The sequence below is a fragment of the Nocardia sp. FBN12 genome, from assembly GCF_050320175.1.
Lineage (GTDB): Bacteria > Actinomycetota > Actinomycetes > Mycobacteriales > Mycobacteriaceae > Nocardia.
Genome location: NZ_CP190048.1, coordinates 221,271 through 240,547, shown reverse-complemented (window position 1 = coordinate 240,547; position 19,277 = coordinate 221,271). Strand labels below are relative to the sequence as shown.

Sequence of the window (19,277 nt, the reverse complement as noted above, 5' to 3'; positions counted from 1 at the left end):
TTCGAACTGAACACAGCATCACCTCCCTTCACTGGGTACGTCAAATAGTTGGGGCTAACAAATCCGTCACGCGGGGTGGACCGAGAAAGGCTCGCCTAACAATGACGCAAATGAGAAATCCCGGCCTCGGGCCATACCTGAAAGAATTGCGCGATTCAATGGGCTTGAGCCGCAAGGAAGTCGCACGCATATCCGGGATCAAGCCCGACACTCTCGGCAAGATCGAGCAGGGAGCGTTGCCGCTGTCGTTCGCCAACTTCGGCGCGATCGCCGATGCCCTGCGGATCCCCGCCCGGCACCGGATCGAGCTGACTCGCCGCGCCTGGCCACAGCTGTTCGCCGATGCCGGTCAGGACACTCTGCCAGCTGAGATTTTGCCCGCTGACCAGGCGCAACTGGAGTTGATGGAGATGCCGGCGGCGGTGTTCGACGGCAGCAGCTGGGACGTGATCGCCCTCAACGGTCATGCACGCCGCCTGGCTCCGGGCCTCGATGCGGGGATGAACGGGGTTGTGTGGCTGTTCAACGATCCGGTCGCGCGCAGAGTGATGGTGAACTGGCACCGTAACACCCATATGGCGGTGTCCTATTTGCTCGACAACGCCCCGGAGTGGGAAAACGCCGATACATTCGCCGCGATCGCCGCGGCCTGCGAGCACGATCCGCAGTGGTCGGCAATGCTGACCAATCCGGTCGCACCACCACGTTCAGCAGCCGAGACCATCTCGATGCGCGACCCCAGCACCGGTGTCGTGACCGATTATCACCAGCGCTATTACCGCCCCGAAGCCGCCACCCGCCTGCATTGGCGCCTTGGCATCCTGACCCCCGCCGTGACAGACGAAACGCCCCCCACCAGCGGTGAGGGGCGTTCCTGAGTGCCAATCAGCTCCCGGTGGAGACACGGACCAGCTCGGCGACACCTTCATCGAAGTCGGTGCCGAGGAAGATGTCTTCGCGGCCGTCTGCGTAGTTACAGGCGGTGAACATCCAGGCCGTGGCACCCAACTGCTGGAAGCTGCCGACGGGTCTGCCGTCGACGAGCACCAGCGATCGGCGTCCGTCACTGATGACCCGATAGTTCTGCTGCATGTGCACCTCTTTTGCCTCTCTCAGTCAATGTACGACAGCGAGTGTTCGATGTCCGAGCGGCGCTGTTGAAGTTCGTCCAGGCGGGCCTTGGCAGCGTTGTACTCGCGCGCGGCGACGACGAGGTCGGTGTCGACCTCGCGCCGAGCCTTGAGCAGCATGACGATGAGTGACCGACGGTCGCCGCGGGTCATCCGGCGATAGTCGGGAATTATCGTAGCCATTCGTTCTCCTCAATCCATGGCGCGATGTCGAGCACAGGATACGCACACCAACCCCGCCGGAAACAACCCGTTGTGAGATCTACCCTTTCGTACATCAATACCTACTTAGGCACGCCTTAGTAGGTATTGATCAATTACGATTTCTTCATTACGAAGAGATATTCATATCTCCCATATGGGCCATATGGGAGACCATCTAAGGCGCGCCTAAGTTATGCCAGCCTTATCCCTCCCTCCACTATGGAATGACCATTCCTGATATGTGCGATGCAAATCACAATAGAAATGCAAAATGTGCGCAACAGGTGCGAAACAGCACGTCAGGTGCACTTTTTGGAAGTGAAACATGAAATTCCACATTGAAACTATGGTCTAGGTTAGGTTTGCCTGTCCATCAAAAAGGGAATGGACCCCGGAAATAAGGCAAGCCTAAGTTGAAGCATGAAATGGGGCGGTATCTGCGAGGTCGCCGCGACCTCCTCGGCCTCTCCCTGAAAGTGGTTGCCAGCAAGGCTGGCATGTCCTCCGACTACCTCGGCAGAGTCGAACGCGGAACCCAGCAGATCGGCCTCGACACCCTGTCCAACCTGTTCGACGCGCTGGACGTCGACGAACGATCGCGAGAGTTCCTGGTCAAGCTCGCGCACCCAACGCTGCTGGACTCGGCACAGAAGCGAGAGCCACGCGCCTACGGGACAGCACACACCCACGACCTCATCGACCTCCAGGCCAGCCCGTATCCACATGCGCTGATGCGGTGGCCGCTGTTCGACGTCATAGCCTGCAATGCCGCCTTCGAGGCCGCGTTCCCTGGACTGACCGCTGGCGGAAACGTCGTCGAATGGGTCATGCTCAACCCACAAGCACCGCTGGTCCTACCGGACTGGGCCGCGTTCGCCCACGGTATGGTGCACAGCCTGCGCTTCGCGCCGAAGCCGAACGGCGAAGTCGCCCAACGGTTCGCCACGATCGTCGACCGTTGTGCCGGGCTCCCCCGATGGGACCAGTTCTGGAACACCTATCCGCCCGACCCAGGCGGGGACAGTGACGTGATCCTGCTGCGCACGCTGTCCAGCGACGAACAGAGCCGACACATCGTCCGCATCGACAAGCCGGAGTTCCCTGCCAACATCTGGCACCGCTACCGCCTCATTCCCTACCCGGAAGACGCAGCGGTAGCAGCCTGACCGGGCCCGCGGTGTTCGGGGACACCGCGCCCAGGCTCATTGGCGCGACCACGCCGGAGCAATGCTCGGCGGCTAGCTACACACGCCAACCGGGCAACGTTGCGGCGAGTACGGCTCGCTCAGTGACGCACACAGCTGATTCTGGTATCTCCAGTCCTGCCACCGAGCAACGCAGAGGCCCGTCACCGACTGTGCTCCAGCAGCTTTCAAGGCCAACGATGCCGACTGAACGTTCGCGCCCGTCGTCCACGTATCGTCGACGACAAGCACACTCGCGCCCTTGACGACTGGCTCGAAAACAGGAGGGACGAGAAACCGATCCACGGTGACCTTGTGCTTGTCGCCCATGTTGTGAGGCGCCAGGAACACCCACTTGGGATCCCAGCCGGAGATTGCGAGCTTCATCGAGTTCGCCAGCCTCGACACCGGGTGATCAATGCTCGGATACCGAACCGACGGAATGAACGTCACTGCGTCCCAGAGCTTTTCACTGCCCCGCGAAGCGCGGAAGCAGTCAGCGTGAAGTGCACCCGCTGCGCTGAACATCGCACCGAGTTTCCCCAGCAGATCTTCCGACGGCGGAACACCGTCCTTGCCTTTGTAGTACGTCAGGTCATGCACAGACTGGTGGTAGCCGTCCTTGTGATAGGCCTCCACGTAGGTCAGAAGGATCGTCTGATCGGCCAGGCGGTCACCGTACTCATCAACGTGTGCCTGGCACACCTCGCATCGCTCGGTTCCATACACTTGCCCGCGGCACACCTCGCACACACCCGTCAGATAGGTGTTGTGGTAGGTCGCACTGATCGCATCCCGAATGAAGCCGAGCAGATCCCAGATATCGTGTGGACTACTGGATGGCATCGGCCAGCCAGCTTGAAGCGACGGCCTGGCGGTGAGCTATCTGAGCTGCCTGTTCGACCGCTTCCGCCGGCGTCGTCACCACCGCCACACCTGGCTTATCTGCCAAGTCTCGGCCCCAACTAGTCGTGCGGACCACCGACGTGGTGAGAATCAGCGGTCGACCATGCTGATTGGCCTCCCGCGCCTGGTGTCGTGTCCCGGACTTCTCTCCTGCCTCAACGATCACCGTCGCCAGGCCGAAGGCACTCATCGTGATGTTGCGCGCCGGGAAGCTCCACTTGTTCGCCGTGAAGTCGGGAAGGAAATGCGATAGCAGCATGCCGCGACGGGCGATTTCGGACTGCAACGCGGCATTGGGCCTCGGATATACACGTCCGAGTCCATTGCCCAGGACCGCTACGGTCCTGCCTCCAGCCTCCAGAGCTGTGACGTGCGCGGCAGTGTCCACTCCGAGCGCCAGACCAGAGATTACCGACAGGTTCGCTTCTACTGCTCCGCGTGCGACCTCACGAGCGAACCTCAGACCCAAATCGGAGACCGCACGAGAGCCTACGATGCAGACGCCGCGCTCGTCGGAGACTGTTTGTCCCTGTGTGAACACGACCGGCGGCGGGTTCCGTACTGACCTCAGCAGTCGTGGATAGGTCCGGTCGCGGAAGGTGTGGAGTCGGTAGCCTCGTGCCTCCCAGTGCTGCAGGTCGACGACTGCCTGATCGAACACATCCTGGTAATCGCCGGGGCCGAGCAGGTTCGGCTGGTTCAGTTCCTCCCAGACCGCGAGCGCGCTGCCTCCGGCTTCGAAGACCTGCTCGGTGATCGCCGACCACTCGACGAGCTTGGGCCGCATCCGAATGAGCGCGACGAAAGCGGCGCGTTCCTGATCTGCCCTGGTCGGCGACATAGCGACTCCTCTCACCCATGCACTATTGCACGGCGCGGCGACACCTTCTGCCCGTACCACTATCACCCTTCCACAACCTCGGTGACCAGCACCGAACATAGCGATCCTTCCTGTCGACGTGCCCGCCGGCCGAACTCGTTGCACAAGACGGCCGACGGGCAGGTTCTCAGCTCTCGGCTAGGCAATGGCCTGGAGCGACGCGGCGGGTTCGGCGAAGAACAGCCCCAGCAACTCGGCCAGTTCGATCGCGCGCTCCGACGGCGCGAACAGCGTCAGCTGCACCTCGCCACGGCAGTACTGTTCCATCCGAACCTGCCGGGAGAAGACCTCCGGCGCGCTCCGACGCGATTCGTCCGCCCACACCCGCGCGCCGACGGCGGGACCGAGGGCGACGGCAACACCGTTCAACAGGCGTACCCACGCTGCCGCCTTCTCGTCACGGGCCGCCTTGTTCGCTACCGCGTCGGCGTGCACCTCGAGGAAGGCCACCAGCAAGCGGCGCTGGAGTTCGCGGGCGATCACCGCGGGCCGCTTGGACTTGGCGATGTTGATCTGGCTGGGCCAACGGGTGTACTTGACCTGGTCGTATAGCCCATCGTGGAGTCCGACGAACGACCACCGGCCGGGGTCCGCCCATCCGCGTTCGGTGTCGCCGTCGAGGACGACGACGCGCGCACCGTCGGTGTTGACCAGGGACATGTGCGGGCTCATCGCGTACTCGGTGGGCCTAGCCATCCATTCCCCGGACAGCCGCTCGGCGAGCTGCTCGACGAACGTACGCTCCTCGTTGCTGATCATGATGTTGTCTCTCCTCAATGCGAAACGACCAGCCGCACAGGGCTGGTCGTCGATGGTCGGTGTGTAGATGGATCGGCTGCTTCGTCTGTCCTAGTCCTCGCTGAGGAAGGCGTCGGCATCGTTTTCCAGGGGCTCGAATCCGGCTGCGGAGAGCTGTGTGCGCAGCTCCCGGATCGCGCGCTCGTTGGTTTCCGCGCCGATCAGCGCGACAACGGCGACGCGGACGTTGAAGATCGGCATCGCTCAGGCCCCTTGCGTGCTGGCGGCGAGCGCCAGTGCCAAGACATCGGCAACGTGGGCGGCCCGGCGCGCGGGGACCTTCACCGTGAAGGTGGCATCCGAGCCGCGGATCTTGACGTCGCCGCTGTCGAAGTGCACCTCGGGGTAGTCCGGGTCGTTCGAGGTCACTCGTCCGCCGAATGTCTGCGCGACCACATTGGTCACGCTCAGACGGTTGGCGCGGGCAGCGTCCCTCACGGCCCGCGCCTGGTTGCCGACCGCCATCGCTTGCTCGTAGGCGGGGAGCAGTTTGCGGACCTCTCGCACAGCAACGCTGGGCCCGCGGTCGACAGCGAGGGTGAACCGTCGCGGTCGAAGGTCGTTGGGGATGTACTCGTCGATGGGACTGTGCAGGCTGATGGTCACGCGGCCCTTCATCGCCTTGAGGTGGCTCATGTCGCCGTTGTAGATCGAGAGTCGCTGCGCGTCGGGGCCGCTGATTCGGCAGTTGTAGTCGGACACTTCACCGGGGGTCCAGCCCAGCTCAGCCGCGACCGCACGGACGTATTCTGCGAAGATTCTGTGTCCCAAGGCGTTCTCCTTGTGGCGGGGCAAGTAGGTCGTTTCGGTCCACCTCACGCGGCGTGGACCACTGCTTCGGCGTAGTACTTCTCCAGCTGGGCTACGCAGGCCGCGCTGATCGGCGGGGTTGCCTTGTCGATGAATTCGAGGTCGCAGCCAGCGTCGACGGCGTACAGCTCGGCTGGCACAGGCTTGCCGTTGACGAACAGAGCGGCTTCGAAGTGGGTGCCTTCGTCGACGATTGCGATCTCAACCTGTGTGTCGGGCTCCTCGATGCTGGTCAGGTCTGGGATGCCGGTCTTCCAGGGTTGTGCGTCGAGAAACTCGCGGAGTGCCTTGGCGAACGCAGGCCCCTCGTCGACGTCGACGACCAGGCCAACCTTGAGGTGGAAGGCACCGACATTTAGCGGCACGGTGGCAAGATCGACGCCGTGCTTGGTCGTGCGGTCTACGACTGTCACGGTGCTCGGCAACACCCGCTCGGCGGATGGCCGGGCATGCATAGCCTCGACGCGCCAGCCCTGCAGTTGCTCTTGCGTCGTTTTGGCCGCTTCGTACGCCTGGGCCGCAAGGCCCTGGATTCGCGTTTCCACCTTCCTGCGGTCGTCGAGGTACTCGAGCAGCGGGGCGATCGCTCGGCGACGGATGTCGGCAATGATCACCTTGTGGGACTTCGTCTTCGACACGCGGATCCCCGAACCACCTGGTTTGACGTCCCACCCGTCATGGGCGACCTTTTCGCACGGGATGACGATGAGCCGTCCCCGGTCTGCCGCGTTCCTCCAGCGGTCGTCGCCGTCGCAGAAGCGCAGGCCGTGGCCCTCCTCGTGGAGAGCCACGTAGCCGCTCGCCTTGCAGGTGAGGTTGTAGCCGGGCATCTGGTCGACCAAGTCGCGGACGAGCCGGTCGAAGGAGGCTTCCTTTTCGGTGACCATGAGGTTCCTTTCATGATGAATGTCAGATCGGTAGGTGACGTGTGACGGATGGCGGTCAGTACCCGGCCTCGAATCGGTATCCGGCGAGGCCGGGCAGTTCGACGGGTGCACAGACGACGTCGACCTCGTACACGGCGTAGTCGTCGACGCGGCCGGTTCCGGTCAGGGTGAACAGGACATCGTCGATCCATTCGAGGAAGTCCTCCCGCGGGCAGGGCGAGTTCAGATGGATCACGCGGGTGTCGTCGGTGCAGTAGCCGTCGCCGTAGGTGTTCTGGATCCGCATGCGGGCTGCGGTGAGCATGGTCGGCGCCAACGGGCGTCACTTCCCCGAGGGCGTAGCGCTCGCGCCATCGCCTGTGCCGCAGTAGATGTCGTTGTGCTGGTGAATCCAGACATGCGGGCGGATCGGCTCCCCGCATACCTGGCAGGTCGCCCGCTGTTTGAGCGCGGCAACGAGAGCTTCGACTGGTCCGTGCATGTTCTCGAACTCGTCGAATCGTTTCTCGTCGTAGCTGCGGTAGTCGGGGCTGCTCTCGTCGAGTTGCTCGCTGAGCTTCTGGAGGGTGACGAGGATCGTTTCCACGTCGGCAACGAGTTCAGCGAGGTCGGGGTAGGTGGAGGTGTTCATCAGGTGTCGATTCCTGTCAGGTCGTGGTGAGGGCCAGCACGCGCTGTTCGTCGACGCCGAGCGCGTGAGCGACATCGGCACTCGCCGCGACAGCGCTGTCGATGGCGGCTTCTGTGACGTGGCCGGACGCGGCGGCGTTGCGTACCGCGATGACGGCTTCGAGTGCGCTGATCGCGGGGTGTCCGACTGCGGCGAGGTAGTCCGCAGCGGTGTCGACGGCCGCCTCGTCGACCGCCTTCGGTAGCGATTTCTGCAAGGTCGCGATGGTGCGGCGGATGACGGCAGGCCGGACGTGGCCGTTCATGGCCTGGGCAACGGTGTCCAGAATCTGGTTGAGCGGCAACGTGTTTCCCTCGGTTGGCTAGCTAGCGGGTGTTGGCGGCGATGGTCTCGATGGACAGGACCGTCCGTTCGCTGCCGTCGGAGTAGTCGGGGTCGGTCTCGTCGTAGAGCAGCGCGTCGATCTCGTCGTTGCTGTTGAGTTCCTCGACGGTGATGGTGTCGCGTTCGTGGTCATCGCCGAGCGCCTCGACGAGCGCTTGCCGCGGGAGTTTCACCACGTACCGGATTGTTTCGGTGAAGACGAGCCGGACCATCAGCTCGTCCTCACCGTCCTCGGCTGGTTGGGTAACGTTGAAGGCCTTGGCGGGCAGGTATGCATATTGATCGAGTTCGACTGGGTGCTCTTGGCCGATCTCGAGCCACAGACCAGAGAGTCGTTGCAGTGCCGTCGCGTCGTCGCGCAGCGGGATCAGCACCGCACCGTCGGGCAGTCGGTCAGCTTCCCAGATATGCGTGATGATCATCGTGGTGCTCACAGGTAGGCCGACGTGTCGACGTCATCGTCGTCGTCGGCTCGGCCGGATTCCTCGGCGTCAGACCACGCCTGCGCGACGTCGGGCATCTCAGCCTTCTCGAAAAGGTTGAGTAGCGGCCAGATCTCGGACTGAGTGCATAGCCCGCCGATTTGCTCTGCGAGGGAGGTATTGCCCCAGGCGGCGAGGAACTGCATCAGTGCGGCATCGAGGGTTGGCGACGTCGGCACCCGCAGCTCCCGCCCGTTCAGCCGGATCGTCATAGCTAGTGCGTCGGCCGGTGCGATATCGAACGTGACGCCGGTGTCGGCTTCGGTGATCGCGACGGTGCTTGTACGTCCGTCACGGTGGCGAATCATCACTGTGACGGGATTGATCGTGTCGACGACGACGTTGACCATGTGCTCTCTCTTTCGGGCATGACGGATAACCCCGCGGGCCGAGACCGGCCCGCGGGGTTGAGTGGATGTGAGCTGGTGCGCTACTTCATGTAGGCGGTGAGTAGCGGTTCGAGGTGGCTCAGCTTGGCTTTCAGGTCCGTGTTCTCAGCTTCGAACTCGGCCAGGCGGTCCAGGTCGGCCTGCGACACCGTCATCGTTCGCGACTCCCGCGCCGAGATCTCGAGTTTTTCGATCTGTGCATCACGGTCAGCGATCTGCCCCTTGAGCGCGCCGACCTGCTCCTTGAGCCGGGTGACCTTCCCCTCAAGGGTGGAGATCTCCCTGCGCAGCGGCCGGGCTACGGACTCCCCGAACGCGCTCAAGTCGACCTTTGGGGGCTCGGGGGCCTCCACGACCGTCAACTTCGGCTTGGCGGGCGCGGCGTCGGCCGCCTTCTTCTCCGCGAGGTACCAGGCGTAGATCGTGGTCTTCGCCGGGCCTTTCGGTGCGAGGAGGTCGGCGACCTCCTCGATCGCAACGGTCACCTTCGCGCCTGCCTGGACGCGGTTTTTCAGCTCGTCGAGGGCAAGCTCTTTGATCTCGGCGTCGAAGGCCACGGGGAATCCGGAAACGGAGGCGGTCATTGGTTTCTCTCTTTCGTTGCAGGAGTGATTGATTGGTGCCGGTCGAGCAGTGGTCGGCGGCATTGCGGTTTGGGAGGTGGTCAGGCCTGGGTGGTAACGCCGCAGTCGCGCAGGATCTCGCGGGCAGCTTCGGCGGATTTGCTGCCCTCGGCCGATTCCTTGAGGACCTGGCGGGCGAAGGCAACCAGTCCCTTGACATCGGGAGTGAGGTCGATGTGGTCACCCATCAGTTGCCGTCCTCGTTACTCGAGTCGGCGACGTCCGAGTCGTCGTCCTCGTTGTCGTCCTCGTCGTACTCGGCATAGTCGAGATCGTCCAGGCCTCCGAGGAGTTCCTCGACGGCGTCGAACAACGGACCCACGAATTCGTCGGGGATGTCGGGGAACTCGAAGATGGGAGTCGTTCGGTAAGCGCCATCTCGGGCGCAGTTGGCGCGACCGTCGTCTGCCTCGTCCTCGGTGTCGAAGGCGTGGACGTAGAACTCGTTGGACGCGCCACCCTCTTGGATGTACACAAAAGTCACTGGCAATCCCCTATGTGGTCGGCCTCAACCGGCTGCGTCTGTTCCCGGCGCTCGCCGATGTCGGTGCGTTCATTTGCTGTGCGCTGTAGCTGTTTTGGGCTGGCCGCAGGTTGCGCAGTGCGGGCCGGAGTAGATGCCTTGGGGGTGACAGGCGTTGTCGCAGTACAGGGATGGCTCGTATCGGTGGACCATGCCGGTGCCGTTCGGCGCCTCGCCCGCGACCGCCGAGTGGGGGTCGGGAATGGAGCTGGTCACCGGTCTGCCCACCAGTTCTCGATCCAGTCGTCGAGGTCACGCAGCCACCACCGCGCCCGTCGGCGGGCCCGGATCGGTACCCGCTGGATCTCGCCCAGCCAGTAGGTCGGGTCGAGCTGCCGGACCCATGCCGGGAGAACCCGGACATCGCATTTGCTGCACTGGCCCAACGCATTCCACGCCGGATACCGACTGACCTCAGCGCTCGGAAGGTGCTCGAGTGCCGCGCGAGACATCCCCCAGGTGATGTAGCCGCTGGGGCAGTACGCCACCTTGGCGTATCGCATGCCGCCGCCGTTCCATCCGGGGCAGCGCCACGACTTGTCGTAGCAAGGGCGGCTGATCTTCCACCAGCCGCGAGGCGTGAACTCCTCACCCATCAGACTGACCTCCCGCAGATGACCGATCGAGCTGCATCATTTGCTGGCTCGATCGCAGTGAATGTTGTTGCAGCAGCGACTGATTTGCCTTGCTGGCGAGCCAGTGCACGGCGAGCGGCCTCTGCCAGGGGTGTCTGGTCGGTCTCGGCGATCGTGAAGGACACCGATAGGCCGGCTGCGGAGGCGATCCATCGTTCAGCCATCGGCGTGACCTCCAGCCGCGAGCGACATCAGGCCGCCGGTGATCGCGTAGTCGGTGGAGATCACCTCGGACTGGGACTCGCCGCGGGTGTTGACCAGGTCGGTCAGCGCGAATACGCCGTCGTTGAGCAGATCGCGGAATGTGTTGGCCAGCACTGCGTCCGGGAACCGTTGGTAAGGCGCGGGTTGCCCGTGTGCGGTGAGCAGGTACACGACCTCTTCGCGGGTGTATCTGGAGTGGTAGTTGACCGTCTCGGTCAACGTCACCTCGATCATGGTCATCACCTCCTGTCGTTGAGCTACTTCGAGACGAGCGCGGCGAAGGCCGCGACCACCTGGCCGACGATTTCGGGCAGGTCGCCGGGGCGAATCTCGGGGGTCTCGCTGCCGGTCAGGGCTTTGCTGATCTCGTCGAGGACGCGTTCGATGGCGTCGAGCACGTTGTCGTGGTGCGCGGCCTTTTGCGCGAGGGCGGCGAAGAGGATCAGCTGGGCGCGGCTGACCTGCACGGTCGCTTCGCCGTCGGTATCGGTGAGAAGTCCGTCGAGCCAGGCGATGACCTCGTTGGGGTCGAGCTGGCTGGGGTCGAGCCGCAGCGCTTCGGCGTGCTGCTCGGGTGTTGACGGGCCCTGGTGTGTGTTGGCCGGTTCGAGCAGGCTCAGGATCTCGGCGATCGTGGCCTTCTTGGAGGCGTAGTTCATCGGGTTTCCCTGTCTGGTGCGATGTTTGGCTGTCGGACGGGCTGACGGTTGCCTCATGGCGGTGTCAGAACGGGGGCTCGTTGTCGTCCCGTGCGGTGATGGCCCTCAGCGGTCGGACGCGCTCGACGAGGATTTGGGCGTCGATGCCGGGCCGATGGGCCATGTCCCGGATGTCTTCGGCCAGTTCGCAAGTCGCGGACTTGGGGACTGAGATCTTGATGCCGCCGGACTTCCCGATGACGAACGTTTCGACCGTGTCGTCGACGTCGACGATCTCGAGTCCGGCGCGACTGAGCGCCATCCGGACACGGCCGCCGACCACCGCATATCTGCCCGATGTCTGCACCGTGTCCAGGGCCTCGCCGATCACGTGATCAACCTCGGCGACGGCTTCGACGCCGTCTCGAATCGCATGCAGCGGCAACACGTCCAGGCCCAAGGCCTCGTGCAGCTTGATCGACCTGTCGATGTCGTAGAGGAGTTCGTAGTCGGTTTTGAAGCTGTCAGACATGGGCGATTCCTTCGGTGCGTGCGGCCGCCGGCGCGGTGGTGGAGGTGTCGATCAGCAGGTACTCGCAGAAGCCGACGCGCCGGACTCGGCGGACCAGGACATCGGCGGGGTTGTTCCAGCGTTCGCGGAAGAACTCGGCGCGCGGTTCGGCGGCCTGGGCGGTGGGGAACACGAGGAATGCGCTGTATCGGCTGCCGATCACGGTCAGGTGCTCGCCCTGGTGTGTCGTGCCGACTGCCCAGCCCTCGTCTATGACCTGGTCGTGGCGAAGCTCGTCGCTCACAGGTCCACCACCTGGCCCAGGTGCTGAGCGAGCCGCTTGCCCTGCCAGATCACCACACCCGTGGGGCTCTTAGCGCTGATGATCAGCAGGATCCGGTGCAGGTTGGCCGGACCTGCTTTGATCCGCATGATCGCCTTGTCGAGGGCGGGCAGGTCGGCACCGTGTGCGGTGTGCCATTTGCCGTTGATGTCGTACTGGACACGGAAGCGCACCTGGTTGTCGCTACTCATCGGAAGTCCTTTCTCGGAGGGGTTTTCAGGAGGCTCCGTGGCGCCGGGCGAATCCTGCCCGGCGCCACTAAACGAGGAACCGAGGGTGTAAACCCACAGGTCAAACGGTTGCCAGATAGGCCGAACCGTCAGCGATCAACTGATCGAGATATGCGCGAGCCGTGTCGTTGCTGTACTCGAAGAACAGGTCGAAGGCTTCCCCCCAGTTCAAACCGAGCCGCTCCTGTGCGAAGTCGCTGATATCGACCGCGCCGTCAACGGTGGTTGCGCAGCAGTTGCAGTCGTCGAACCGCGTACCTGGCGTGAGTGCCACGACAACACCCGCAATGCAGTGCGCCACACCGTCTTTGGTCGCGGTCCGGAAGCTGGTCTGGTCGTGGAGATGGGGGTTCTGTTTGATCCAGCAGGAAACGCCGTGAGCGAGGTCCAACTGTTCACGCGTCGTGATGGGCATGACCGGGCTCCTTTCGGGTGGGAGGAGTCAGGAGTTGGACAGGACCAGATCGAGCAGGCGCAGGGTCTTCTCGTCGGACTTGGCCTGATCGCCGTCGATGGCCCGGGTGGTGTTGCGCTCGCCGCGGGTGAGGCCGGATCGGTTGCTGGCCTCGTGGTGGTCGTAGGTGTTGGTGGCCTGGAGAACGCCCCACGCGGTGCCCGCCCACGGCGCGACGCGGTTGTCGTTGCGGTAGAGGCTGGTCAGCTTCTCGCGACGGTTCTCCGCGAGGGTCTTGGCTCGGCCGTCTTCCTCGGGGAAGGGTGCGATCTCGCCGAGGAATGCCTGCCACTGGCGCTCAGTGACGGGCATCTCGCACAGTCGCTTGATCTCCTCGGCGAACGAATCCGAGGACTCGATGATGAGGTTGAGGGCCTGGCGGGCGTCCTTGAGCTTGGTGCTCATCGACTTCGCGGAACGGCGAACCTTGTACTGCTGGCCGGTCCGCGACATGTCCTTGCGGGCCAGGCTCAGGGTGTTGTCGCAGACTACGACCGTGTTTCCGCGACCGTAGGTGGTCGCCATGCTGCTGTCGTGGGAGGAGTAGGCGGTGATGTGGGAGCGATAGGCCACTCCCTCGGGCGTCTTGAACGTCTCGTGCGGTTCGAGCTGAACCCAGGCCTGCGCCCCGCCTCGCAGCACTCCTGCCGAACCGATGCCCAATGAGTCGGTGGTGACGGCCAAGCCGTCGGCGGTGACGAGGTGGGCGAGGTTGTCCAACAGCCATTCCGAGTACTGGTGGATGCTGTCGGTCTTGTAGACGCCGAAGATCTGGCCGGTGACCGGGTGATAGGTCACGTTGCGGGTCTGGTCGACGATCTCGCGCATCAGCGTGCCGTCGTCACCGATGGTGGTGAAGTTGTCGTTGTCGGCGGGGACTTGGATGCGCAGCTTGGTGTTCTGGGCATCCCAGTCGAACAGGCGTCGCACGACGTCGGCGACCGGGACGAATCCGGTGTAGTGATTGGTCTCCTGGCCCTGTTCCTCGGCTCGGTAGTGCCAGGCCTTGCCGCGCTCGGCGGTCATGCCGATCAGGGTGTTGGTGTTGAGCCACTGCGAGGTTTCCATCGACATTCGGGTGCTCCTTGCATGGTTGAGAGACCCTCCAGTCGATGCTGGAGGGCCTGCTGAAAGGTGTTGGGACAGAGTCGGGTTCGGACCCCTACTCGGGGATGAGGTGCGCCAGGCGTTGAGCCGCCTTCGCGCGGGCGTCCACGGCGCGGATCTCGCGTCGTTTGCAGCAAGCGACGGCCTTGCTGATCGCCTCGAGGGTGGCCTCGAGAACTGCGGTGTCGTCGACTCCTCGGTTACGGGCCTGCGTGACCTCGTGGGTGAGGCTGACGATGTCGGTGCGGAAGTCCTCGCACCGGTCGGCCTGGTTGGCGGTCAGGATCTCTCCGACAAGGTTCGACTCGATCCTGGTGCGGATCTCGGGATCGGTGAGCATCAGACCGGCGGCAGTGATGTAGTCGAGCAGCGTTGCGCTGCGGGCGATCTCGGCGTTGTGCTGGCGTTGGGTGTTGGCCAGCTGCTGTTCGAGGGTGCTGACCTGTCTGACGTACCAGCTGTGGTCGCGATAGGTCACTCACGCACGTCCGTGTAGACCCAGGCCATGAGGTACAGGCACGCGAGGTCGGCGTCGACCTCCTCGTTGAAGTGGCGCTCGACGTTGTCGAGTACCTCCCCCAGGTCAACGCGGCGCTGAGTGAGGTACTTGAGGGTGCAGGTCAGGAAGTCTGCGAGTTCGCTGTCGTCCCAGGCCAACTCGCCCTCGATCTCGATCTCGCCGGGCCGTCCGTGTTCGGCTGCGTATGCCTTCATGGCAGCTATCACGGCGGTCTGGCAGTTGGAGTCGACAGCCTCGAGGGTTGCGGGGTTGCTCACTTTTTCTGCTCCTTTTGTTGGGCGGTTTCGGCTATACGAAAAGCGCTTCGCAAATCCCGAACATGTTTTGGTAGTCGGTGACGAAGGAGGGGAATTCTTCATCCCCACTCCAGCCTTTCCAGCCGACGAAGAAATTGCCTGTTACCTGCACAAATCGCAGGTAGTCGGCATAGAGTTCATCCACTGAATCCCCTAGAGCTGGTGACTGTCTCGAATCGTTCGGTGAAGTTACCCGGCATCTCCAACAGGGGGACGCAGGGTGTAAATCGAACACTGTCGAGATATAACGAAGGGAAATTGGTTCGGCGAATCAGAACAGTGCGAACTGTGCGGCAGGCTCACGCGTGACCAGCTGCGGCGGCACGATCGCCGCCGTTTCGTTGGCCGCGGTCGGTGGCCAGGCGATCTCGCGGCGACGACGGGTGTCGACGACACGAGCGCCCTTGTTCGGCAGGCCCACAGTGTCGGGATCGAGAACCCAGACGGTGTCCTCCAGCGGTCCCGGATACCAGGTTTGGCAGCGAAGCCGCCCGCCTGAAATAGACGGGTCGGTGTGGTTGATGGCGTCGAACTCGACCACTTGGTTCCTCACACAGCCACCACCTGATCGCGCTTGGTCGCTACCCGCAGCCACGCCCGCAGTGCTGCGAGTGTCGCCGGGTCAGCGGCGAAATCCATCCCGGTCAGGTCGATGCGGGTGGGGTCGAACGATTCGCCCAGAGCCATCGCCAACAGCGCGGCATCGCCGTCGCTCCACAGCGCCTGTGCCAGCGCACGGGCAACACCGTCACCGACGAGCACGCCGGTCTCTGCGTGCAGCGCGACCTCGCGCTGCACCTGGTCGGGACGAGAAACACGCTCGATGTACATCGGAAAGCACCTCCAGAACGGGCCCCGCAGGGCATGAAAAATGCCCCACCGTGACGATCACGGCAGGGCGTAGGCAGGGGTGGTTGACTTGAATTAGCCAGCAGGGCAGCAGGATTCAGAACTTGTTGACTCGTCGCGGCAAGCGCGCTGCTGGTCATACAAATGCGTTGTCAAGATCGCGACGGCCTCGCCCAACTCCTCGACGATGCCGAGGGGCTTGTCTTCGAGATACGCCGCGGGGCAGGTGATTCGCCACATCGTCGTGCGGGCCTGCCGGAAGATGATGTGTCCGTCGGCGAGGATGTGGCGGTTGTGGCCTTCGCGTCGACGATCCCAGTGCCCAGGCCATTTGACCGGGATGCGATCAGGTGGGACGACAGCGACCTCGAGAGCTGCGCGGCCGGCGTCGGTAGTGGTCCACCACGTCCGCTTCCGCCGCTTCGTGACGTGCTGATGCTTCTGCACCCATCCGCGCCGGGCCAGGCCGTTGAGGACGCGCCGGTCTGTCTCGTCGAGCACACCGTCGCCGTCAACCCTGGTGAGGGCGTTGAGCTGGGGCCTGGTCATCGTTGTTAGTTGACGTTTCATTGTCCTAGGCCGCCGCGAACACTTGCTCGCCCTGCACAGCGATCTGCATCGGCACCGTCTCGTGGGTCGAGGTGATCGCCGAGTCGACGGTGTCCAGGTCGATCGAGACCCGCAGTGTTCCTTGTTGATCGACATAGGCGAGAACCAGCACGCCGCCGACCTCCAGCGCCGCCGGATACCCATCCCCGGCGGGGTGTAGCTTCGCGGCCTCGTTCATGCGCCGGTACGCAGCTGCAGGGTCTGGCGTCCACCTGTCAGCTGCGATTCGCGCCTCGTAGAGCATGTAGTCCCGCTCCGCGTCGGTCATGTAGAAGCCCCAGACCGACTCAACCTCGACCTCGTCGGGGTCTTCAACGATCCACCCGCCGCATTCCCCGTCACGCCAGGCGTTGAAGATCGCCATATCGTTCGAGAGGTCCTCGGCGTCGCCTCGGGTGAAGAACAGCACCGACCCGCCGTCCCCGTCGACACGCAGGCCGTACACGACTTCCAGCCAGCGCACCACAATTCGGTAGTCCGTGCGGTGCAGGGCCTCTCGTACCTTCGTGGCGGTCACCGGGATCTCGTCGTCCTTGGACTCGTAGAGGTCATAGCGACCATGCCCGTGGTGGATGACCGCCGACATGTACATGTAGTCGCCGTTGTCGTACGGGGAATCGCAGCTGTCGTCGTGCTCGATATAGATCCGGGTGCCGTTCTCCCTGGTTTCGATCAGCTCTCGCATGGTTTCTGCTCCCGGATAACGTGGTCGGTCATAGATCTGTGCTCCTACTGCTGCTCGGCGCGCAGCTCGAATCGGACACCGTGCAGCACGGTGCTGTCGGGTCGAAGAATGTGGACCTGAGTACCTGCCGTGGAGGCCAACCCGTCAGGGCGGGCTGCCAGGGCTTGTAACCAGGTCAGGCAGTGTTGGGCGCTGCCGCGGATTCCGGTGCGCATCTCGCGCCCCGGTCTGGCCAACACGACACGGTGCTGCACGGGTACCTCCTGGAAATGGGCATAGAAAAGGCCCCCAGGTGCGTTCCTGGGGGCCTTGCCGTCCTGCGGCCGGTCATATTGTTGTTTGTTGCGGCGGTGCACCGTCGGGTGGGAATGCTTCGCGCAGTTCGTCTTCGACGAGCACCGTGCGGGTTGCGGCGATGCCGACCGACCAGCGCAGTACCGAGACGGCCTCGGCCACTGTGCGTTCGGCTGCAGCTGAGGCGACGGACCCGGTCGGTGCGTCGACGACGACCGGCACAACAGCGACGCTGGTGTTGGCGTTGTAGGTGATGGCGGTGTGGCCGAGCAGATCCGCCAACGCGATCAGCCCGTATTCGATTGCGTCCTCGCCGCCGGGCAGCGTCAGCTCCACCAGCTGCACGTCGACCAGCCACGCATTGTCGCTCATCTGCCCATGATGGCACGAAAGCCCATGTAGGAGTCTCATGGTGTCAGGCCTCGAACTCGAAACGCAGGACCTTGCCCGATTCCTTCTGCGGTCGGAGGTCAAGGCGAATCCCGGAGCTGTCGCGGGTCACTGCCAGCGAGACGAACGGCTGGGTGAAGGCGGTGAAGATGAGCAGGTCGATCAGGCCTTCCGGCGACATCAGCATCGGCATGTCGTCGAACCGAACCGACGCTGACTGCAATTGCGGGACGGGCGGGAACTCGTAGAAGGCCAGTCCGTCTGCCATCGGCGTCACCACGATCCAGCCGTTTACGGTCAGCCAGGCCCTTGCTTTGCTGGCGTCGGAATTGCCCTGCGGATAGGTGTTCTCGAGGTCCTCGACCAGATCCCGCAACGCCTGGCCGATGTCGAGTGGATCGGGATCGGCCAGGCCGTGCGTGCCGGTGTACTTCACGTTCACCGTGTTGTTCATGATCACTTCCGTTCACGAAAAGGCCCGGCCATCGGAGGTGACCGGGCGATGTCTATCTGATGGTCAAGCCGATGCCTGTTTGGCTTCGCGGGCCTCGGCGGCGCGCAGCATCGACTTGGCATGGTCGAGCTTGGGTTTGAGCGCGGTGTAGCGCTGGAGTCGGCTGTCCTCGCGGGCTTGGACTCGAGCTGTACGACGTGGGCCCAGCGCCACCCCGCCCGCTGCGGCACGGTCGGTGATGATCGGCTCGGCGAGTGCTTCCATCTGCTTGCTCAGCGCCTCACACCGTTCACGCCAGTACGACGCCGGGCGGTAGTAGCGCGGCTTGGGCTTGGGCCGCGGTGTGGTCTCAGGCAACTCCACGAGTTCCTCATCGCCGTCACGAATGAACCACGTGAGCAGTGGCTCGACCCAGGGCTTCGGCTTCACCCCCTCGCGAGGAGGATTCGCGGCCTGCCATTCAGCCGAACGTGCCGCGAGCAACTCCATGTACTCGTCCAGGCTCATCTTGCTCACGAGCGCTCACCCCGCAGGTCGATTCCCGCCGCACGCAGCGCCGCGAGGAATTCCGCCAACGCCTTCACACCCTCCGGTGTTTCGCCCAGCACCAGATACATTCCCTGCCGGTGCAAGACCCACCGGCCGTCCTTGCGTTGCAACACGGCGAACCCTTGTCGGGCCGCCGCGATGATCACATGATCCATCCAATCGGACATGGCATATTCCTCCAGAGACTTAGAGAGACAACAGAACTCGACAGTTCGGTACGGCCGCCAGGAGTACTCGCTCCTGGCAGCCGAGCCCAACGCTTAGATCCGTGCCAACCCGGCCGGGAGCAGCCAACTCGCCGCATGGGTCAGATTCACCGGCTCCTGATATGCCATGAGCCGAGATCCTTTGAAGACCAGCCCCTTCGGGCGCGGCACGCCCTGCACGGCCAGCCCGCCCCCGGCGTCGACCTGAACGATCGGCGTGCTGCGGAAGTAGCCAGAAACTGCACCGCCGAGCTGCCCGACGGCGGTGAACGTCACGCACATCGGGTCACCGTTGAACTGGTAGTCGGCCGGATTGAATCGGACGCCGAGCTGGTCACACGCACGGCGAAGCGTTGCGGCCTGGCGTGATGTCAATTTGCGGAACTCCACGAAACCCTCCTCATGGGCATGAAAAAGGGACCTGCCGAAAGACAGGTCCCACGAATGAGATTCAGTCGCAGACGCGACAGAG

The 19,277-nt window shown here is 63.6% G+C and carries 39 protein-coding genes; 2 read left to right on the top strand and 37 right to left on the bottom strand.

From position 1 onward, the window contains the following. Nucleotides 1–110 precede the first annotated feature (110 nt). The gene (locus ACQHI0_RS01345) at nucleotides 111–878 is read left to right on the top strand and encodes a helix-turn-helix domain-containing protein (RefSeq protein ID WP_427906120.1); all 768 of its coding nucleotides are present in this window, start codon (nucleotides 111–113) and stop codon (nucleotides 876–878) included. 7 nt (nucleotides 879–885) lie between these two features. Here ACQHI0_RS01345 and ACQHI0_RS01340 read toward each other — a convergent pair whose 3' ends face one another. Both ACQHI0_RS01340 and ACQHI0_RS01335 read right to left on the bottom strand, forming a co-directional pair. Further along, nucleotides 886–1,092, bottom strand: coding sequence for a hypothetical protein (locus ACQHI0_RS01340; RefSeq protein ID WP_427906119.1), 207 nt, complete (start codon nucleotides 1,090–1,092; stop codon nucleotides 886–888). Between the two features lie 20 nt (nucleotides 1,093–1,112). After that, nucleotides 1,113–1,313: a hypothetical protein gene (locus ACQHI0_RS01335; RefSeq protein ID WP_427906118.1), complete on the bottom strand. Its 201-nt coding sequence runs from the start codon at nucleotides 1,311–1,313 to the stop codon at nucleotides 1,113–1,115. Nucleotides 1,314–1,759: 446 nt separating this feature from the next. On the opposite strand from ACQHI0_RS01335, the gene ACQHI0_RS01330 reads away from it, so the two are divergent. Continuing rightward, the gene (locus tag ACQHI0_RS01330; protein ID WP_427909045.1) at nucleotides 1,760–2,500 is read left to right on the top strand and encodes a helix-turn-helix domain-containing protein; all 741 of its coding nucleotides are present in this window, start codon (nucleotides 1,760–1,762) and stop codon (nucleotides 2,498–2,500) included. Nucleotides 2,501–2,572: 72 nt separating this feature from the next. On the opposite strand, the gene ACQHI0_RS01325 is transcribed toward ACQHI0_RS01330, so the two are convergent. From ACQHI0_RS01325 to ACQHI0_RS01155, 35 genes are all read right to left on the bottom strand, one after another. Further along, entirely contained in the window at nucleotides 2,573–3,364 is a 792-nt protein-coding gene (locus tag ACQHI0_RS01325) for a ComF family protein (RefSeq protein WP_427906117.1), read from the bottom strand. Then, a complete protein-coding gene (locus ACQHI0_RS01320) occupies nucleotides 3,351–4,265 on the bottom strand; it encodes a DNA-processing protein DprA (protein ID WP_427906116.1) in 915 nt (304 codons plus the stop codon). Before ACQHI0_RS01320 ends, ACQHI0_RS01325 begins: the two co-directional genes overlap by 14 nt. A gap of 177 nt (nucleotides 4,266–4,442) precedes the next feature. Then, the gene (locus ACQHI0_RS01315; protein ID WP_427906115.1) at nucleotides 4,443–5,063 is read right to left on the bottom strand and encodes a hypothetical protein; all 621 of its coding nucleotides are present in this window, start codon (nucleotides 5,061–5,063) and stop codon (nucleotides 4,443–4,445) included. A 90-nt stretch (nucleotides 5,064–5,153) separates the two neighbouring features. Next, nucleotides 5,154–5,303 (bottom strand): hypothetical protein, encoded by a 150-nt coding sequence (locus tag ACQHI0_RS01310; RefSeq protein WP_427906114.1) that lies wholly within the window; start codon nucleotides 5,301–5,303, stop codon nucleotides 5,154–5,156. A gap of 3 nt (nucleotides 5,304–5,306) precedes the next feature. Continuing rightward, nucleotides 5,307–5,873: a hypothetical protein gene (locus ACQHI0_RS01305; RefSeq protein ID WP_427906113.1), complete on the bottom strand. Its 567-nt coding sequence runs from the start codon at nucleotides 5,871–5,873 to the stop codon at nucleotides 5,307–5,309. 44 nt (nucleotides 5,874–5,917) lie between these two features. Further along, a complete protein-coding gene (locus ACQHI0_RS01300) occupies nucleotides 5,918–6,799 on the bottom strand; it encodes a hypothetical protein (RefSeq protein ID WP_427906112.1) in 882 nt (293 codons plus the stop codon). A gap of 55 nt (nucleotides 6,800–6,854) precedes the next feature. Next, complete coding sequence (locus tag ACQHI0_RS01295; protein ID WP_427906111.1) at nucleotides 6,855–7,103, bottom strand: hypothetical protein; 249 nt, start codon at nucleotides 7,101–7,103, stop codon at nucleotides 6,855–6,857. An 18-nt stretch (nucleotides 7,104–7,121) separates the two neighbouring features. After that, entirely contained in the window at nucleotides 7,122–7,430 is a 309-nt protein-coding gene (locus ACQHI0_RS01290) for a hypothetical protein (protein WP_427906110.1), read from the bottom strand. Between the two features lie 16 nt (nucleotides 7,431–7,446). Beyond that, on the bottom strand, nucleotides 7,447–7,773 hold the full coding sequence (locus tag ACQHI0_RS01285; RefSeq protein WP_427906109.1) for a hypothetical protein: 327 nt from the start codon (nucleotides 7,771–7,773) through the stop codon (nucleotides 7,447–7,449). A gap of 22 nt (nucleotides 7,774–7,795) precedes the next feature. Continuing rightward, nucleotides 7,796–8,236: a hypothetical protein gene (locus ACQHI0_RS01280; protein ID WP_427906108.1), complete on the bottom strand. Its 441-nt coding sequence runs from the start codon at nucleotides 8,234–8,236 to the stop codon at nucleotides 7,796–7,798. A gap of 8 nt (nucleotides 8,237–8,244) precedes the next feature. Beyond that, nucleotides 8,245–8,646 carry a hypothetical protein gene (locus tag ACQHI0_RS01275; protein WP_427906107.1) on the bottom strand — a complete coding sequence of 134 codons (402 nt, stop codon included), beginning with the start codon at nucleotides 8,644–8,646 and terminating at the stop codon, nucleotides 8,245–8,247. Between the two features lie 80 nt (nucleotides 8,647–8,726). Continuing rightward, nucleotides 8,727–9,269, bottom strand: coding sequence for a hypothetical protein (locus ACQHI0_RS01270; protein ID WP_427906106.1), 543 nt, complete (start codon nucleotides 9,267–9,269; stop codon nucleotides 8,727–8,729). Between the two features lie 80 nt (nucleotides 9,270–9,349). Next, complete coding sequence (locus ACQHI0_RS01265) at nucleotides 9,350–9,496, bottom strand: hypothetical protein (RefSeq protein WP_427906105.1); 147 nt, start codon at nucleotides 9,494–9,496, stop codon at nucleotides 9,350–9,352. Next, on the bottom strand, nucleotides 9,496–9,792 hold the full coding sequence (locus ACQHI0_RS01260) for a hypothetical protein (protein WP_427906104.1): 297 nt from the start codon (nucleotides 9,790–9,792) through the stop codon (nucleotides 9,496–9,498). The genes ACQHI0_RS01265 and ACQHI0_RS01260 overlap by 1 nt, the downstream gene beginning before the upstream one ends. A 251-nt stretch (nucleotides 9,793–10,043) precedes the next feature. Continuing rightward, a complete protein-coding gene (locus tag ACQHI0_RS01255) occupies nucleotides 10,044–10,427 on the bottom strand; it encodes a hypothetical protein (RefSeq protein ID WP_427906103.1) in 384 nt (127 codons plus the stop codon). Between the two features lie 195 nt (nucleotides 10,428–10,622). Beyond that, the gene (locus ACQHI0_RS01250; protein WP_427906102.1) at nucleotides 10,623–10,910 is read right to left on the bottom strand and encodes a hypothetical protein; all 288 of its coding nucleotides are present in this window, start codon (nucleotides 10,908–10,910) and stop codon (nucleotides 10,623–10,625) included. 17 nt (nucleotides 10,911–10,927) lie between these two features. Continuing rightward, nucleotides 10,928–11,329, bottom strand: a complete 402-nt coding sequence (locus ACQHI0_RS01245) for a hypothetical protein (RefSeq protein ID WP_427906101.1) — start codon at nucleotides 11,327–11,329, stop codon at nucleotides 10,928–10,930. Between the two features lie 64 nt (nucleotides 11,330–11,393). Next, nucleotides 11,394–11,840 (bottom strand): hypothetical protein, encoded by a 447-nt coding sequence (locus tag ACQHI0_RS01240; protein ID WP_427906100.1) that lies wholly within the window; start codon nucleotides 11,838–11,840, stop codon nucleotides 11,394–11,396. Next, nucleotides 11,833–12,123 (bottom strand): hypothetical protein, encoded by a 291-nt coding sequence (locus tag ACQHI0_RS01235; RefSeq protein ID WP_427906099.1) that lies wholly within the window; start codon nucleotides 12,121–12,123, stop codon nucleotides 11,833–11,835. The genes ACQHI0_RS01240 and ACQHI0_RS01235 overlap by 8 nt, the downstream gene beginning before the upstream one ends. Then, on the bottom strand, nucleotides 12,120–12,353 hold the full coding sequence (locus ACQHI0_RS01230) for a hypothetical protein (RefSeq protein WP_427906098.1): 234 nt from the start codon (nucleotides 12,351–12,353) through the stop codon (nucleotides 12,120–12,122). Before ACQHI0_RS01230 ends, ACQHI0_RS01235 begins: the two co-directional genes overlap by 4 nt. Before the next feature lie 100 nt (nucleotides 12,354–12,453). Next, a complete protein-coding gene (locus ACQHI0_RS01225) occupies nucleotides 12,454–12,807 on the bottom strand; it encodes a hypothetical protein (protein WP_427906097.1) in 354 nt (117 codons plus the stop codon). A gap of 27 nt (nucleotides 12,808–12,834) precedes the next feature. Next, the gene (locus ACQHI0_RS01220) at nucleotides 12,835–13,920 is read right to left on the bottom strand and encodes a DUF932 domain-containing protein (RefSeq protein ID WP_427906096.1); all 1,086 of its coding nucleotides are present in this window, start codon (nucleotides 13,918–13,920) and stop codon (nucleotides 12,835–12,837) included. An 88-nt stretch (nucleotides 13,921–14,008) separates the two neighbouring features. Beyond that, on the bottom strand, nucleotides 14,009–14,431 hold the full coding sequence (locus tag ACQHI0_RS01215) for a hypothetical protein (protein WP_427906095.1): 423 nt from the start codon (nucleotides 14,429–14,431) through the stop codon (nucleotides 14,009–14,011). Then, nucleotides 14,428–14,730 carry a hypothetical protein gene (locus ACQHI0_RS01210; RefSeq protein ID WP_427906094.1) on the bottom strand — a complete coding sequence of 101 codons (303 nt, stop codon included), beginning with the start codon at nucleotides 14,728–14,730 and terminating at the stop codon, nucleotides 14,428–14,430. Before ACQHI0_RS01210 ends, ACQHI0_RS01215 begins: the two co-directional genes overlap by 4 nt. Nucleotides 14,731–14,761: 31 nt before the next feature. Continuing rightward, nucleotides 14,762–14,914 carry a hypothetical protein gene (locus ACQHI0_RS01205; protein WP_378766279.1) on the bottom strand — a complete coding sequence of 51 codons (153 nt, stop codon included), beginning with the start codon at nucleotides 14,912–14,914 and terminating at the stop codon, nucleotides 14,762–14,764. Between the two features lie 126 nt (nucleotides 14,915–15,040). Continuing rightward, complete coding sequence (locus ACQHI0_RS01200; RefSeq protein WP_427906093.1) at nucleotides 15,041–15,322, bottom strand: hypothetical protein; 282 nt, start codon at nucleotides 15,320–15,322, stop codon at nucleotides 15,041–15,043. Further along, complete coding sequence (locus tag ACQHI0_RS01195; protein WP_427906092.1) at nucleotides 15,319–15,600, bottom strand: hypothetical protein; 282 nt, start codon at nucleotides 15,598–15,600, stop codon at nucleotides 15,319–15,321. Before ACQHI0_RS01195 ends, ACQHI0_RS01200 begins: the two co-directional genes overlap by 4 nt. Before the next feature lie 93 nt (nucleotides 15,601–15,693). Beyond that, a complete protein-coding gene (locus tag ACQHI0_RS01190; RefSeq protein WP_427906091.1) occupies nucleotides 15,694–16,167 on the bottom strand; it encodes a hypothetical protein in 474 nt (157 codons plus the stop codon). 25 nt (nucleotides 16,168–16,192) lie between these two features. Further along, on the bottom strand, nucleotides 16,193–16,912 hold the full coding sequence (locus tag ACQHI0_RS01185; RefSeq protein ID WP_427906090.1) for a hypothetical protein: 720 nt from the start codon (nucleotides 16,910–16,912) through the stop codon (nucleotides 16,193–16,195). Nucleotides 16,913–16,956: 44 nt separating this feature from the next. Then, complete coding sequence (locus ACQHI0_RS01180; RefSeq protein ID WP_427906089.1) at nucleotides 16,957–17,166, bottom strand: hypothetical protein; 210 nt, start codon at nucleotides 17,164–17,166, stop codon at nucleotides 16,957–16,959. A gap of 73 nt (nucleotides 17,167–17,239) precedes the next feature. Then, a complete protein-coding gene (locus tag ACQHI0_RS01175; protein WP_427906088.1) occupies nucleotides 17,240–17,578 on the bottom strand; it encodes a hypothetical protein in 339 nt (112 codons plus the stop codon). 43 nt (nucleotides 17,579–17,621) lie between these two features. Then, nucleotides 17,622–18,050 carry a hypothetical protein gene (locus tag ACQHI0_RS01170; protein ID WP_427906087.1) on the bottom strand — a complete coding sequence of 143 codons (429 nt, stop codon included), beginning with the start codon at nucleotides 18,048–18,050 and terminating at the stop codon, nucleotides 17,622–17,624. A 63-nt stretch (nucleotides 18,051–18,113) separates the two neighbouring features. After that, complete coding sequence (locus tag ACQHI0_RS01165) at nucleotides 18,114–18,566, bottom strand: hypothetical protein (RefSeq protein WP_427906086.1); 453 nt, start codon at nucleotides 18,564–18,566, stop codon at nucleotides 18,114–18,116. After that, complete coding sequence (locus ACQHI0_RS01160; protein WP_427906085.1) at nucleotides 18,563–18,766, bottom strand: hypothetical protein; 204 nt, start codon at nucleotides 18,764–18,766, stop codon at nucleotides 18,563–18,565. Before ACQHI0_RS01160 ends, ACQHI0_RS01165 begins: the two co-directional genes overlap by 4 nt. 93 nt (nucleotides 18,767–18,859) lie before the next feature. Further along, the gene (locus ACQHI0_RS01155; RefSeq protein ID WP_427906084.1) at nucleotides 18,860–19,195 is read right to left on the bottom strand and encodes a hypothetical protein; all 336 of its coding nucleotides are present in this window, start codon (nucleotides 19,193–19,195) and stop codon (nucleotides 18,860–18,862) included. Nucleotides 19,196–19,277: the final 82 nt, after the last annotated feature.